14 protein-coding genes and 6 pseudogenes are annotated in these 13,253 nt (G+C 70.6%); 12 read left to right on the top strand and 8 right to left on the bottom strand.

Annotated features, from left to right (window positions below; genetic code table 11):
- The first annotated feature begins 52 nt into the window (after nucleotides 1-52).
- Entirely contained in the window at nucleotides 53-202 is a 150-nt protein-coding gene (locus G7085_RS15025) for a hypothetical protein (protein ID WP_197511594.1), read from the top strand.
- Nucleotides 203-275: 73 nt separating this feature from the next.
- On the opposite strand, the gene G7085_RS15020 is transcribed toward G7085_RS15025, so the two are convergent.
- On the bottom strand, nucleotides 276-515 hold the full coding sequence (locus G7085_RS15020) for a hypothetical protein (protein ID WP_197511593.1): 240 nt from the start codon (nucleotides 513-515) through the stop codon (nucleotides 276-278).
- A gap of 41 nt (nucleotides 516-556) precedes the next feature.
- On the opposite strand from G7085_RS15020, the pseudogene G7085_RS15015 reads away from it, so the two are divergent.
- Nucleotides 557-1,936 (top strand): annotated as a pseudogene (locus G7085_RS15015) (glycosyltransferase); the annotation flags it as partial.
- Nucleotides 1,937-2,196: 260 nt separating this feature from the next.
- The gene (locus G7085_RS15010; protein WP_231979569.1) at nucleotides 2,197-2,835 is read left to right on the top strand and encodes a histidine phosphatase family protein; all 639 of its coding nucleotides are present in this window, start codon (nucleotides 2,197-2,199) and stop codon (nucleotides 2,833-2,835) included.
- A 259-nt stretch (nucleotides 2,836-3,094) separates the two neighbouring features.
- Here G7085_RS15010 and G7085_RS26690 read toward each other — a convergent pair whose 3' ends face one another.
- Together G7085_RS26690 and G7085_RS26685 are read right to left on the bottom strand one after the other, a co-directional pair.
- The gene (locus G7085_RS26690) at nucleotides 3,095-3,568 is read right to left on the bottom strand and encodes a hypothetical protein (RefSeq protein WP_231979568.1); all 474 of its coding nucleotides are present in this window, start codon (nucleotides 3,566-3,568) and stop codon (nucleotides 3,095-3,097) included.
- 193 nt (nucleotides 3,569-3,761) lie between these two features.
- Nucleotides 3,762-4,277 carry an FGGY family carbohydrate kinase gene (locus tag G7085_RS26685; RefSeq protein ID WP_231979567.1) on the bottom strand — a complete coding sequence of 172 codons (516 nt, stop codon included), beginning with the start codon at nucleotides 4,275-4,277 and terminating at the stop codon, nucleotides 3,762-3,764.
- 372 nt (nucleotides 4,278-4,649) lie between these two features.
- Here G7085_RS26685 and G7085_RS15000 point away from each other — a divergent pair, with 372 nt between their 5' ends.
- Nucleotides 4,650-4,796: a hypothetical protein gene (locus G7085_RS15000; protein ID WP_197511591.1), complete on the top strand. Its 147-nt coding sequence runs from the start codon at nucleotides 4,650-4,652 to the stop codon at nucleotides 4,794-4,796.
- Between the two features lie 15 nt (nucleotides 4,797-4,811).
- On the opposite strand, the gene G7085_RS30690 is transcribed toward G7085_RS15000, so the two are convergent.
- From G7085_RS30690 to G7085_RS30680, 3 genes are read right to left on the bottom strand one after another with little or no spacing between them, the layout of a single operon-like run.
- On the bottom strand, nucleotides 4,812-4,994 hold the full coding sequence (locus G7085_RS30690; RefSeq protein WP_269451881.1) for a VOC family protein: 183 nt from the start codon (nucleotides 4,992-4,994) through the stop codon (nucleotides 4,812-4,814).
- Nucleotides 4,994-5,203, bottom strand: coding sequence for a VOC family protein (locus G7085_RS30685; protein ID WP_269451880.1), 210 nt, complete (start codon nucleotides 5,201-5,203; stop codon nucleotides 4,994-4,996). The genes G7085_RS30690 and G7085_RS30685 overlap by 1 nt, the downstream gene beginning before the upstream one ends.
- Entirely contained in the window at nucleotides 5,200-5,484 is a 285-nt protein-coding gene (locus G7085_RS30680; protein ID WP_197511590.1) for an ArsR/SmtB family transcription factor, read from the bottom strand. The genes G7085_RS30685 and G7085_RS30680 overlap by 4 nt, the downstream gene beginning before the upstream one ends.
- Nucleotides 5,485-5,524: 40 nt before the next feature.
- Between G7085_RS30680 and G7085_RS30675 the strand changes: the two genes are divergently transcribed.
- The 4 genes and pseudogenes from G7085_RS30675 (at nucleotide 5,525) to scpA (ending at nucleotide 10,622) form a co-directional block, all read left to right on the top strand.
- Entirely contained in the window at nucleotides 5,525-5,938 is a 414-nt protein-coding gene (locus G7085_RS30675) for a dihydropteroate synthase (RefSeq protein WP_331715705.1), read from the top strand.
- A pseudogene (locus tag G7085_RS32880) lies at nucleotides 5,892-6,320 on the top strand (dihydropteroate synthase); the annotation flags it as partial. The gene G7085_RS30675 and the pseudogene G7085_RS32880, both read left to right, overlap by 47 nt.
- Before the next feature lie 258 nt (nucleotides 6,321-6,578).
- Nucleotides 6,579-8,444, top strand: a pseudogene (mutA, locus tag G7085_RS32875) (methylmalonyl-CoA mutase small subunit).
- A gap of 1 nt (nucleotide 8,445) precedes the next feature.
- A pseudogene (scpA, locus tag G7085_RS30660) lies at nucleotides 8,446-10,622 on the top strand (methylmalonyl-CoA mutase).
- Nucleotides 10,623-10,819: 197 nt separating this feature from the next.
- Here the strand turns inward: scpA and G7085_RS14970 are convergent.
- Together G7085_RS14970 and cobT are read right to left on the bottom strand one after the other, a co-directional pair.
- Complete coding sequence (locus G7085_RS14970) at nucleotides 10,820-11,002, bottom strand: DUF5302 domain-containing protein (RefSeq protein ID WP_269451878.1); 183 nt, start codon at nucleotides 11,000-11,002, stop codon at nucleotides 10,820-10,822.
- Nucleotides 11,003-11,115: 113 nt separating this feature from the next.
- Nucleotides 11,116-12,079, bottom strand: a pseudogene (gene cobT / locus G7085_RS14965) (nicotinate-nucleotide--dimethylbenzimidazole phosphoribosyltransferase).
- A 312-nt stretch (nucleotides 12,080-12,391) separates the two neighbouring features.
- On the opposite strand from cobT, the gene G7085_RS14960 reads away from it, so the two are divergent.
- The 4 genes and pseudogenes from G7085_RS14960 to G7085_RS14945 all read left to right on the top strand — a co-directional run.
- Nucleotides 12,392-12,562 carry a hypothetical protein gene (locus tag G7085_RS14960; protein WP_197511588.1) on the top strand — a complete coding sequence of 57 codons (171 nt, stop codon included), beginning with the start codon at nucleotides 12,392-12,394 and terminating at the stop codon, nucleotides 12,560-12,562.
- On the top strand, nucleotides 12,559-12,705 hold the full coding sequence (locus G7085_RS14955) for a hypothetical protein (protein WP_197511587.1): 147 nt from the start codon (nucleotides 12,559-12,561) through the stop codon (nucleotides 12,703-12,705). Before G7085_RS14960 ends, G7085_RS14955 begins: the two co-directional genes overlap by 4 nt.
- Nucleotides 12,702-13,013 (top strand): hypothetical protein, encoded by a 312-nt coding sequence (locus G7085_RS14950; RefSeq protein WP_197511586.1) that lies wholly within the window; start codon nucleotides 12,702-12,704, stop codon nucleotides 13,011-13,013. Before G7085_RS14955 ends, G7085_RS14950 begins: the two co-directional genes overlap by 4 nt.
- A pseudogene (locus G7085_RS14945) lies at nucleotides 12,994-13,203 on the top strand (helix-turn-helix domain-containing protein); the annotation flags it as partial. The gene G7085_RS14950 and the pseudogene G7085_RS14945, both read left to right, overlap by 20 nt.
- Between the last annotated feature and the right edge of the window lie 50 nt (nucleotides 13,204-13,253).

Genomic DNA, 13,253 nt, shown 5'->3' with positions numbered 1-13,253 from the left:
GATCGCGACCGCGCGGTACAGCACACAGCGTGGCAACGACAGGGTCCTCTACGTGTCCGCCCTGACCCGTCGCACCACCACGGAGCGTCTCGCCCGGGGTGAGGGCATCGCCTTCGACGCCGACGGCCGCGGCCGGGGCGATGCGGTCACCCGCAAGGGCATCATCGTCCGCGGGGTGGCTTCACCGTCACCTCATGACTGAGCGCGCGCCCGGGTGACAGCCCGGGCGCGCCGTCGACCTCCCGGTGGTAGCTTCCAACGCATGCGCGTCGCCTTCATCTCCCTGCACACCTCCCCGCCGAGCGGGCGGGCACCGCGGACGCCGGCGGGATGAACGTCCTGATCAGGGCCGTCGCGCTCGCGCTGCAGAGGCAGACCGGCACCCAGGTCGAGTTCTTCACCCGGCGCTCCCACCCGGAGCAGCCCGACACCGTGACCCTCGACGACGGCCTCATCGTCCACCACATCACCGCGGGCCCGCTGCGACCGCTCCCAAGAGCGAGATCGACGCCCACATCGATGAGTTCCGGGCCAACCTCGGCTCGCTCGAGGGTTCGATGTCGCCCATTCACACCATTGGATGTCCGGCGTCGCCGCACTGCCGCTGGCCCGCGAGGCGGGCATCCCGCACGTGATGACGTTCCACTCCGTCGCGGCGCACCCCAACTCGCCGCTGCGCGACGGCGAGCCGCCGGAGAGCCCGGCCAGGCTGGAGGGAGAGGTGCTCTGCGCCACCGAGTCCGACCTCATCATCGCCGTCTCCCGCTACGAGGCGGCCGTCGTCATCGGACGCTGTCAGGCCGATCCCGAGCGCGTCGCCGTGGTGCGCCCTGGCGTCGACACCGAGCTGTTCAGGCCCGCCTCCCCGGAGGGAGGCCCCGAGGGTCTCGCCCCGGGATACCTGTTCTTCGCGGGACGGCTGCAGCCGCTGAAGGCGCCAGACGTCGCGATCGAGGCGCTGTCGCTGCTGCCGGAGGCCGACCGACCGCGGCTGGTGATCGCGGGCCAGGCCTCGCCCGACAACGCCTCCTACGAGGCTGAGCTGCACACGCTCGCCACCGAGCGGGGCGTCGGCGACGCCGTCACCTTCCTACCGGGCCAGGACCGGCCGGAGTTCGCGGCACTGCTCCGGCACGCCTCGCTGCTGCTGGTGCCATCGCACTCCGAGACGTTCGGGCTGGTCGCCCTCGAGGCATCTGCGTCGGGCGTGCCCGTGGTCGCGGCGGCGGCGGGCGGCCTCACCGAGGCCATCTGCAACACCCACACGGGGTTGCTCGTCCCATCGCACGACCCACGGGAGTGGGCCGAGGTGATCGGCTCGCTCCTGCATGACCCCGACCGCCGCGCCACGATGGCCGCCACCGGGCGGGAGCGGGCCGAGTCGATGACCTGGGGTCACGTCGCCGAGAACACGGTCGCCGCCTACCGCAGGGCCATGTCTGCCGGGCGCCGGGTGGCCTTCCTGCACGCGCACCCCGACGACGAGACGCTCGCCTCCGGAGCGCTGATCGCCCACCTGGTAGACGAGGGCGTGGACGTGTCCGTCCTGACGGCCACCCGCGGCGAAATGGGCGGGGTCGTCCCCGGCCCGCTCTCCCGGCTCGAGGGAACCGCCGAGCTGCAGGAGCGCCGCGAGGCCGAGCTCGCGGGCGCGCTCGCAGAACTGGGGGTGGGCGCCCACGCCTACCTGGGCATGCCACCGGCCCGCGCCTCCGTGGAGCCGCGCCGGTACCTCGACTCGGGCATGCGGTGGATCCGCGAGGGCCTCGCCGGCCCGGGAGATCAGGCCGGCCCCAGGTCGTTCACGCTGTCGGAGCTCGGGGAGGAGGTGGCCGACGCCGTCGCGTTCCTGCGCCACACCCGCGCCGACCTCGTCGTCAGCTACGACGACGACGGCGGCTACGGCCACCCGGACCATGTCCGGATGTTCGAGGTGGCGCGGGCCGCCGCGGCCGAGTTGGGTCTCCCGTTCGCGGCCCTCACCCCGACCGCGCGCTGGCCACCGAATGGTTCGACCTGCAGGGCTACCTACCGCGGGTCGCGGCCGCCCTCCGACACCACCGGACCCAGCTCACGGTGCACGACGACGGCGCCACCATCACGCACTCGGGTGGGCAGACCGAACCGATCCTCACCTCCGTCGGGCTCCGGGGACCTTCCACAGGCTCCCCTGAGCGTCCGGGTAGGGTGGTCGCCATGCGCCTGCTTCTCATCCGCCACGGACAGACCGAGGCAAACGTCAACCGTCAGCTCGACACCGCCCACCCTGGCCTGCCGCTCAACGAGCTCGGCCTCAGCCAGGCCGAGGCCCTCGTGGCCGCGCTGGAGCACGAGCAGATCGACGCCCTCTACGCGTCAACCCTGACGAGGGCCCAGCAGACGGCGGCCCCGCTCGCCGCCGCGCGCGGGCTGGAGGCCGTGGTGCTGGAGGGCATCCACGAGATCTCGGCCGGTGTGGAGGAGATGAACACCGACTGGCGCAGGTACCTCGAGGTGCTCACCTCGTGGGCGCCCGACAACCTCGACGTCGGGCTCGAGGGCGGTGAGACCGCGCGTGAGTTCCTGACCCGGTTCAACGCCGCGGTGGCGAAGGTCGAGGAGGGCGGGCACGACAACGTCGCACTCGTCAGCCATGGCGCCGCGCTGCGCGTGTGGGCCATCACGCAGGACCCGTCGGTCGGCATGGAGAACGCCCAGCCGCTCGAGAACACCCAGTGGATTGTGCTCAACGGCAGCACGGCCGAGGGTTGGAAGGCCGAGCGCTGGGGCACCTTCGTCGTGCCCGTCGACGGTGAGCCCATCGCGGTCGAACACCGGGCGACCGACCCGGCCTGAGCCGGGCGGCCACCTGCCGTCGCATCACGCCCAGGGGCGCACCGAGCGGTAGCGCGCGACGACCGACGCGTCGTCGCCCCCTCGGGCAGCGGCGTCACCGCCACCTCCCAGACGGGGGCTCCGCGGTCCCCGCGTGTACCCAGGCGGCCTGCCTGGCGGCACCGAGGGCCACATACTCCCCGCCGCGGGCATCGCGACCGGCGCCGGGAAGAGGCCGGCCGCACAGGTCTGCACCGCGGGGAGGCGGCTGCGCCACCCGTCAGCAGGACCCTGGAGACGGTCGCGCCCGTGTCGGTGAGGCAGGCGAGCGCGTCGACCAGCGAGCACACCACCCCTCGACCGCGGCGCGTGCCAGGTTGGCCGGGTCATCGAGGCCAGCGTCAGACCGTGCAGACTGCCGGTCGCGTCCGGCAGGTTCGGGGTGCGCTCCCCTCCAGAAACGGCACCAGCACGAGACCCTCCGCGCCGGGGCGGCACCGAGCGCGAGTGCGCTGAGGGCGTCATGGTCGACACCGAGCGTGCGGGCGGTGGCGTCGAGGACCCGCGCCCCGTTCAGGGTGCAGGCGAGCGGAAGGAAACGGCCCGTCGCGTCGGCGAAGCCCGACACCAGGCCGGACGCGTCGCGGGAGGGGACATCGGAGACCCCGCACACCACTCCCGAGGTGCCGATCGAGACGACCATGTCGCCGGCGGCAAGGCCCATGCCCAGAGCCGAACCGGCGTTGTCGCCCATCCCGGGCCGAGGTCGATCGGGACCCCGGCAAGGGTGCCGCGGCCCACCACCTCGCCCGGTGCGGCCACGCGCGGCAGCACGATGCGCTCGGCGGCCACCGCGTCGATCCGCAGTGCGGCGGCCAGGATGTCGCGGCGGTAGGAGTTGGTGACCGGATCGAAATAGCCGGTTCCGGAGGCATCGGAGCGGTCCGTCACGAGGTCATCGAGGCGCCCGTGCCGAGCAGCTTCCAGGTGAGCCAGTCGTGCGGCAGCGCGACGGCCGCGATGCGGGCGGCGTTGTGGGGCTCGTGGTCGGCGAGCCAACGGAGCTTGGTGACTGTATAGGAGGCCACGGGCACCGAGCCGACGGCGTCCGCCCACCAGCGGGCACCGGCCTCGGCATCGCCGTCGCCGAACTCGGCGATCAGATCGGCCGCGGCCGCGGCAGAGCGCGTATCGTTCCAGAGCAGGGCGTCGCGGATCACCCCACCGTCCACGTCGAGGCAGACCATGCCGTGCTGCTGCCCCGCGACCGCGCCGGCCACGACGTCGGACAGGTCAACCTGGGCGAGCGCCTCGACCAGCGCAGCCCACCAGGCGTCGGGCGCCACCTCGGTGCCGTCGGGGTGTGACGCGCGGCCGATCGCCTCGATGCGGCCGCTCGCGGCGTCGACCACGAGCACCTTGCACGACTGCGTCGACGAGTCGATCCCAACCACCTTGGACATTTGTGCCTCCTCGCAACTAATCCCGTCCCGATCATAGGGCACCAGGGTCGAGCCCGGGATACACCCCATCCGGATCGACGGGCCCCCGCCTAGACTTGGCCTCATGAGCAAGATCAGCGTCATCATCAAGACCGCGACCGGCGTGATCGCCACAAGCCTCGCCCTGTTGAGCGCGCTGCGCGAGAACCCCAGATCGGCCAGGGCATCGACACGGCCATCGACAAACTCAGGTCCGCAACCAACTCCGACAACCCGAGGCTGCACTTCGAGGCGAAGGTCGCGGCCATCGAGGCGGCGGCCACGGCCGTCAGCGAGACCTTCCCCGGCGCCGCCGAGCCCGAAGGATGGCGGCGTCAGGCCAAGGCGTTGCAGATGCGGGGCACGCTCGCCTGGGACTCCAACCGCGGCAAGGCGCGCCGCAAGGCGATGAAACACCTCAACCGCGAGACCGCCGAGGTGCTCGCCTCCGTGAACGCCCGCCTGATCGCGTTGCAGGCCGAGACCCTCGGCACCGACTGACGCCCACCGCTCCCGTCAGCCGACGCGCGGCTCGATCAGTTGGATCAGGTTCCCGCACGTGTCGTCGAACACGGCGACGGTGGCGGTGCCGATGTCGGTGGGCGGCTGGGTGAACCGGACTCCCAGCGCGCGCAGCCGGTCGTACTCTCCGGCGATGTCGTCGACGGCGAACTGCGCGAGCGGGATACCGTCTTCCATCAACGCATCCCGGTACGGCTTGACTGCGGGATGGCCGGAGGGCTCGAGCAGCAGTTCGGGGCCGCCGGGCTCCTGGGCGAGACAACGGTCAGCCAGAAGTCGTCGCCGAGCGGGATGTCGTGGCGGATCCGGAACCCGAGAATGTCGGTGTAGAACGCACGGGCCGCGTGCTGGTCGTCGACGAAGACACTCATCATCGAGATCTTCATGGGTGTTTCCTTTCCTGTACCGGCCACCGTGCCGTGATCTCGGCCAGTGGCGCCGGGTCGAAGTGGTGGAACTTGCACCGGCCGCGCCTCTCCGAACGGACCAGACCCGCCTCCTCGAGCACCGCGAGGTGCTGGGAGACCGCCTGCCGGGTGAGGGACACGTCATGGCGCATGACCAGCGTCGTGCAGATCTCGAAGAGGCTCTGCCCGTCACGTGCAGCGAGGGAATCGAGGATGAGCCTTCGCGTCCCATCGTCCAGCGCCCGGTAGATGTCGGCCACCACTCGACGATAGGCAAGCCCACGCTTGCATGTCAAGGGGGTGCGGGCCACCGGTGGATCCGGCCCCGGCGCCCGCCTTCCCTGGCAGACTCGACCCGTGACCCAGCCGACACCCGCACCCCTCATCCTCCGTGGCCAGCGCTTCGACGCCGCCCGCCCGGCCGTGATGGGGATCGTCAACCGGACGCCGGACTCGTTCTATGCACCCGCCCGGCACGGGGACGTCGGCAGCGCGGTGGCCCGGGCCACCGCAATGCTCGCCGAGGGCGTCGACATCGTCGACATCGGCGGGGTACGCGCCGGCCAGGAGGGCGACTGGGTCGATGAGGCAACCGAGATCGACCGCGTCCGCCCCGTGCTCGTGGCGCTGCGGGAGGCCGCCCCGGCCTGCTCACCTCGCTCGACACGTGGCGCGCCGAGGTCGCCGATGCCTGCGCGGGATTCGTCGACCTGATCAACGACACCTGGCAGGGGCCGACCCCGACCTCGTGGGGGTGGCCGCACGCGAGGGGATCGGCTACGTCGTGTCCCACACCGGCGGCCTCCCGCCCCGCACCGATCCCGTCGGGATCGACTACGGCCCCGGCGACGCCGTCGTCGAGGACGTGCTGCGCGTGCTGCGCACGGGTGCGGCGCGCGCTGAGGCGGCCGGGCTCACCCGCGACCGGATCCTCGTCGACCCGACCCTCGACTTCGGGAAGACCACGCTCAACTCGCTCGCCCTCGTGGCACAGACAGACCGCATCGTCGGGCTCGGCTACCCGGTACTGCAGGCCATCAGCCGCAAGGACTTCGTCGGGGAGACCCTCGACCTGCCCACCGACGACCGGCTCGAGGGCACTCTCGCGGCCACCGCCGTCGCCGCCTGGCAGGGTGCCACCGTCTTCCGTGCCCACGATGTGCGCGCCACGCGTAGGGTCCTCGACATGGTCGCCTCCCTGCGCGGCGACCGGCCGCCCGTCCGGACCGACCGGGGCGGTGACCGCACCGCTTACCACGACCCACTGGTCCGACCTATTCCGCCCACCCCTCACCGTGGGCGCCCCTGGGTTAGGGTTGACCACGGGTCTAAACCCCTAGAAAGACGGAGAGCGATGAGCGATCACACCAGTGCGGCCGACATCAGCCTGGCCGCTGACTTCACCACTCCCTCCCGGGAAGACTGGGAGAAGGAGGTACTGAAGGTCCTCAACCGGAAGCGGCCTGAGGGCAAGGAACTGGACATCGATCAGGCCTACAAGCGCCTGACGAGCACCACGGTCGACGGCCTGTCGATCAAGCCCCTGTACACGATCGAGGACGGCGTGGAGGAGCTGGGTTACCCCGGCGTCGCCCCCTTCGTCCGAGGCACCACCGTCCGCAACGGCGACATGGATGCCTGGGAGGTCGCCCAGCTGCAGGAGAACCCCGACATTTCCGAGACCAGGCGCGACATCCTGACCGAGCTCGAGCGCGGCAACACCGCCGTGTTCGTGCGGGTCGATCCGGATGCCGTCAAGGTGGACGACCTGGCCGCCGCCCTCGAGGGCGTGCTGCTCGACCTGGCTCCGGTCTACCTGACCAGCCGCACCGAGCAACTGGCCGCGGCCACCCGCCTCACCGAGATCCTCGCGGCCTCGACGTTCGCCGATGACGCCGTCAGCGGCAACCTCGGCGTCGACCCGATCGGTGCGGCCGCCCTCGCGGGCACCCCGCCGACCTTTCGGTCGTCGCCACCGCCCGCGACCTTGCGGCCCCGTTCGCGAAGGTGCGCCCACTGGTGGTCGACGCGACCATCTACAACAGCGCAGGCGCAGGCGATGTCCACGAGTTGGCCTATGCCATCGCTGCAGGCGTCGAGTACGTCCGCGCGCTGGTCGAGGCAGGCTCGAGCGTCGACGAGGCCTTCGGTTCGCTGATCTTCCGCGTGTCGGCCACCACCGACCAGTTCGCCACGATCGCCAGGCTCCGCGCACTGCGCGGTCTCTGGTCACGCGTCGGCGAGGTCCTCGGTGTCACCGAGAACGCCCGCGGAGCCATCCAGCACGCCGTCACCTCTCTGCGTGAGGCGACCCGAGACGACGCGTACGTCAACATCCTGCGCGGCACGATCTCCACCTTCGCCGCCGCCGCCGGTGGCGCAGAGATCCAGACGGTCATCCCGTTCGACACCATCGCCGGCCTGCCGGGCGACCTGTCACGCCGGGTCGCCCGGAACACGCAGATCGTGCTGGCCGAGGAGTCCAACATCGGCCGGGTCAACGATCCCGCCGGCGGCTCCTGGTTCGTCGAGTCGCTGACCCGTCAGCTGTCCGAGAAGGCCTGGGCGGTCTTCCAGGAGCTCGACGGCAAGGGCTTCGCGGCCGCGCTCGCCGACGGCACCGTCGCGGCTCAGCTCGATGAGCTGAACGCGGCACGCTCCACGCAGCTCGCAACCCGCAAGATCCCGATCACCGGCGTCTCGATGTTCCCGAACTACGCCGAGTCCCCGCTGGAGCGGAAGGCACGCCCGGAGGCCCGGCCCTGGCCGGCCTGAAGGTCGTGCGCGACTCGCAGGTGTTCGAGGATCTCCGCGACCGCTCCGACGCGGCCCGCGCCGCCGGCAACGAGCCGAAGGTGCTGCTCGCGGCACTCGGCGCCCGCCGCGACTTCGGTGGCCGCGAGGGCTTCACGTCGAACCTCCTCCAGGTGGGTGGCATCGCCACCGTCCTGGCCGAGGGATCGTCCCTGAGGACTACGTCCGGCAGCTGAAGGACAACGACGCGAAGGTCGTCGTGCTCGTCTCCAGCGCAAAGGTCTACGCCGAACAGGGCGTCGCGGTCGCCAAGGCGCTGCGTGAGGCCGGGGCGCTGCAGGTGCTGGTCGCGGGCCAGATCAAGGAGCTCGGCGAGGGCGGTGCTGAAGCGGTGGACGGAAACGTCTTCGATGGCATGAACGTCGTCGAGCTGCTGACCAACACCCTGAACAAGTTGGGAGCCTGACATGACCATCCCCCGTTTCACAGACGTCGAGCTCGGCGGGGCATCCGTCCCCGCCGACGCGGCGGCCGAGTTTGAGGCGATCAACTCCACCGCCGGACACAGCGCCGGCTGGCAGACCCCTGAGCACATTCTGGTTCCGCCGCTGTACGGCGACGCCGACCTCAAGGGCCTGGATTTCCTGAACACCGCCCCGGCATCCCGCCGTTCCTGCGTGGCCCTACGCCACCATGTACGTCAACCAGCCGTGGACCGTGCGTCAGTACGCCGGCTTCTCCACCGCCGAGGAGTCCAACGCCTTCTACCGCCGCAACCTCGCGGCCGGCCAGAAGGGTCTGTCGATCGCGTTCGACCTGGCCACGCACCGCGGCTACGACTCGGATCACCCCGCGTCTCCGGTGACGTCGGCATGGCCGGCGTGGCGGTCGACTCGATCCTCGACATGCGTCAGCTGTTCGACGGCATCCCGCTCGACCAGATGTCGGTGTCGATGACGATGAACGGCGCCGTCCTGCCTGTGCTGGCGCTCTACGTGGTGGCGGCCGAGGAGCAGGGCGTGGCTCCCGGGCAGCTCGCCGGAACGATTCAGAATGACATTCTGAAGGAGTTCATGGTCCGCAACACCTACATCTACCCGCCGCAGCCGTCGATGAAGATCATCGCCGACATCTTCGCCTACACCTCGGCGAACATGCCCGGTTCAACTCGATCTCGATCTCCGGCTACCACATGCAGGAGGCGGGCGCGACGGCCGACATCGAGATGGCCTACACGCTGGCCGACGGTGTCGAGTACATCCGCGCAGGCGAGTCGGTCGGCCTGAACGTCGACCAGTTCGCCCCCGTCTGTCGTTCTTCTGGGCGATCGGCATGAACTTCTACATGGAGGTCGCCAAGATGAGGGCCGCGCGCCTTCTCTGGGCGCGTCTCGTGCGGCAGTTCGGGCCGAAGAACCCGAAGTCGATGTCGCTGCGCACACACTCGCAGACCTCCGGCTGGTCCCTGACCGCGCAGGACGTCTACAACAACGTGATCCGCACCGCCGTCGAGGCGATGGGAGCGACGCAGGGCCACACCCAGTCGCTCCACACCAACGCCCTCGACGAGGCCATCGCGCTGCCGACCGACTTCTCCGCCCGCATCGCCCGCAACACCCAGCTGTTCCTGCAGCAGGAGTCGGGCACCACCCGCACGGTCGACCCGTGGGCAGGCTCCGCCTACGTGGAGCGCCTCACGGATCAGCTCGCCCGCAAGGCGTGGGAGCGGATCCAGGAGGTCGAGCACGCCGGCGGCATGGCGAAGGCCATCGAGGCAGGCATCCCGAAGATGCGCATCGAGGAGGCGGCAGCCCGCACCCAGGCCCGCATCGACTCGGGCCGCCAGCCCGTGATCGGCGTCAACAAGTACCGCCTCGACAACGAGGACGAACTCGACGTGCTGAAGGTCGACAACTTGTCGGTCCGCGCCGCGCAGATCGCCAAGCTCGAGAGGCTCCGCGCCGAGCGCGACGAGGCCGTCACCCAGCAGATGCTGGAGCGCGTCTCGTGGGCCGCCGCGAACCCCGACCCGACCGATCCCGACCGTAACCTCCTGAAGGTGGCCATCGACGCTGCGCGCGCCAAGGCCTCCGTCGGCGAGATCTCGGACGCGCTCGAGCAGGTCTACGGGCGGTACACGGCGAACATCCGTACCATCTCCGGTGTGTACAACAAGGAGTCGGGTTCGTCCGAGACGATCGAGAAGGCACGCAAGCTGGTCGAGGACTTCGAGACCAGGGAGGGGCGTCGTCCCCGCATCCTGATCGCGAAGATGGGCCAGGACGGTCACGACCGCGGACAGAAGGTCATCGCGACCGCCTACGCCGACCTCGGCATGGATGTCGATGTCGGCCCGCTGTTCCAGACCCGGAGGAGGTCGCCCGCCAGGCCGTCGAGTCCGACGTCCACGTGGTCGGCGTCTCCTCGCTCGCGGCCGGTCACCTCACCCTGGTGCCCGCGCTGCGTGAGGAGCTGGACAAGCTCGGGCGCAACGATCTGATGATCGTGGTCGGTGGCGTCATCCCGAGCCAGGACTTCGAGGAGCTCCGCGAGTCCGGTGCCGACGCGATCTACCCGCCCGGCACGATCATCCCGAGGCCGCCGTCGATCTGCTGACCAAGCTGATCGCCCAGCTCGAGGGCTGAGCTCAGGCCGGACAGGCAGGGGCCCCGACGCGATCGCGTCGGGGCCCTGCCCTTCTGCCGACGCATCGGGGCCCTGCCCTTCTGCCGACGCATCGGGGCCCCTGCCCTTCTGCCGACGCCCTGCGTGTCGTCGGACAGCTGACATCCGGGCATGGAAAAGGGGCCGCCCTCCCGGACGACCCCTTGGTGGTTGTGGCCTACCCCGACTTGCGGCGGAACTCGCGCTTCCCGCCGACCTTGCCGTGGGCGTGCACGTCTCCCCGCTCGGCGTCCACACCGTGCGACGAGGAGAAGTGCTCCTGCTGCTTCTTGCGCTCAAGTGCCTGGCGCATCGCCTCCTTGGGATCGAGGCGTTCCTCTGGCTTCTCGGATTCAGACATGTGGCCAACGCTAGCCCCGTTCGGGCGCGCGGTGCGGATCCCCCCGATCCACCGCCGACGTGTCCGGCCCGGGGCGGCCACCGCCGCAGCCGGACGTGCCCGGAGCGGACGGGTTACCCGGCGTCGATCCCGGCGTCCTCGAAGGTCGCCATCTCGGAGAGGATCCGGGCCGATGCCTGCACCATCGGCAGCGCGAGGACGGCGCCGGTGCCCTCACCGAGCCGCAGCCCGAGATCGACCAACGCGTTCAGCCCAGGTGCCGCAGCGCCTCCGTGATGCCCGGCTCAGCCCCGGCGTGCCCCGCGATCAGGTAGCCCGGGCATCCGGGCGAGCGCCACGGAGACGCAGGCGGCCGCACACGCGATCACGCCGTCGAGGATGACAGGTACCCGGTGCCGTGCGGCCCCCAGGATGAAGCCCGCCAGCGCCGCCTGCTCGAGGCCGCCGACCGCGGCCAGAGCGGCGACAGGATCGGCGGGATCAGGGCGTTCCGCGCGATGGCGGCCTCGATGACGGAGATCTTGTGTCGGAGCGACTCGTCATCGATGCCGGTGCCCCTACCGGTGACGGTGGCGACGTCGGCCCCCGTGAACACTGAGATCAGGGCGCTGGAGGCGGTGGTGTTGCCGATGCCCATCTCGCCGGTGAGCAGCACCCGCGCGCCCCGGCGACCGCCTCGTCTGCCGTCGCGATGCCGACGGCAAGCGCCCGGACGGCCTCATCGCGGGTCATCGCGGGGCCTGCCGACATGTCGCGGGTGCCGCGGGCCACGTTGCGGTCGCGGACGCCGTCGGATGCGGGGTAGTCGGATGCCACGCCGACATCCGTGATCATCACGGAGGCACCAGCCTGCGCGCTCAGCACGTTGATGGCCGCGCCTCCGGCGGCCATGTTCTGCAGCATGGAGACGGTCACCTCCTGGGCCACGGGGTGACCCCTGCGCACACACGCCGTGATCGCCCGCGAAGACACCCACCGTCGCCGGCTGGGGCACCGGGGCGGGCAGACCCCCGCGATGCCGGCGAGCTGGACGCCGATGCTCTCGAGAAGGCCGAGGCTGCCGGCGGGCTTGGTCAGGATCGCCTGCCGGGCCCGGGCTCGCTCCGTCGCCTCGGATGAGGGGGCTCGATCGCGTCGACGGTCTCGTTCAGCAGCTGCTCAGTCACTTGTCTTCTTCCTCGGTCGGCTGGTCTCCGGTGAGGCTAGCAGTGCGTCCGCGGAACGCTGAGCGGGGTCGCCCACGATCGGCCGGCCCCGGGCTCCAGCCGCGGGTGGTCCCACCGGCTCCGCGGCGAGCCGGGAGATGTCGTCCGGAAACAGTTGACTCTCATATCGAGGATCGTTATGTTAACGATATTCGATACATCGACAATCGTTATGGAGGTCATCATGATGAAGCGAACCGGTCACACGTCGACACTCGAGGCGGTGTTCCTCGGGCTGATCGCAACCGGCGCGGTGAGCATCGCCGTCACGGCGCTGGTCGGCGCGATCCGGGCCGGCGGCGAGATCTTCGGCTCCCCGTCCCTGTCCCGCTGCCGCTGCGGGATGCGCAGATGAGTTCCCTCGAGGGCGTCGCGGGCGTGGCGTCGGCGGAGTACACGCGGTCCGTGGTGTCACTCGACTCGCTCGGGCGGGAACCCGCTGGCTGCTCCTCGCCGAGGCCGCGCTGCCCGCGCTCGCCACGATCACCGTCTGCATGACCCTGTGGTGGCTCGGGCTGTCCCTGATCCGGCAGCGGACCTTCCGTCGCTCGATGGCCCCCGTCCTCGGCTTCGCCGCATTCGCCCTTGTCGTGGCCGGCCTGATCGGGCCTCTCGTGGGCGCGATCGCCCGCACGCAGGTCGTCGAGCAACTCGGGACACCCGACACGTTCTGGAGCTTCCTGTTCGAGGCCGACCTGGGGCCCGTCGGCTGGGCATCGCGCTGGCGCTGGTCGCCTCGGCCTTCGAGGTGGGGCAGCGCCTGCAGAAGGACTCGGAGGGCCTGGTGTGAGCCCCGCGGAGCGTGACGACGACGCGGGCATCCACTGCCGCCTCGACGAACTGCTCGTCGACCGGAACATGACCCTGACCGAGCTGAGCGCGCGGGTCGGGGTCAGCGTGGTGAACCTGTCCGTGCTGAAGAACGACCGGGCACGCGCGATCCGCTACTCCACCCTGCGGGCCATCTGCGACACGCTGGGCTGCGAGGTCGGTGAACTGTTGGTGCTGGCCCTCGGGCGTGAATCCCACCGCAGGGACCAGGCCAG

Source organism: Tessaracoccus coleopterorum (genome assembly GCF_011174705.1).
In the GTDB taxonomy this organism is placed as follows: Bacteria; Actinomycetota; Actinomycetes; order Propionibacteriales; family Propionibacteriaceae; genus Arachnia; species Arachnia coleopterorum.
The sequence above is the reverse complement of the archived record's forward strand: the minus strand, read 5'-3'. Positions and strand labels throughout refer to the sequence as shown.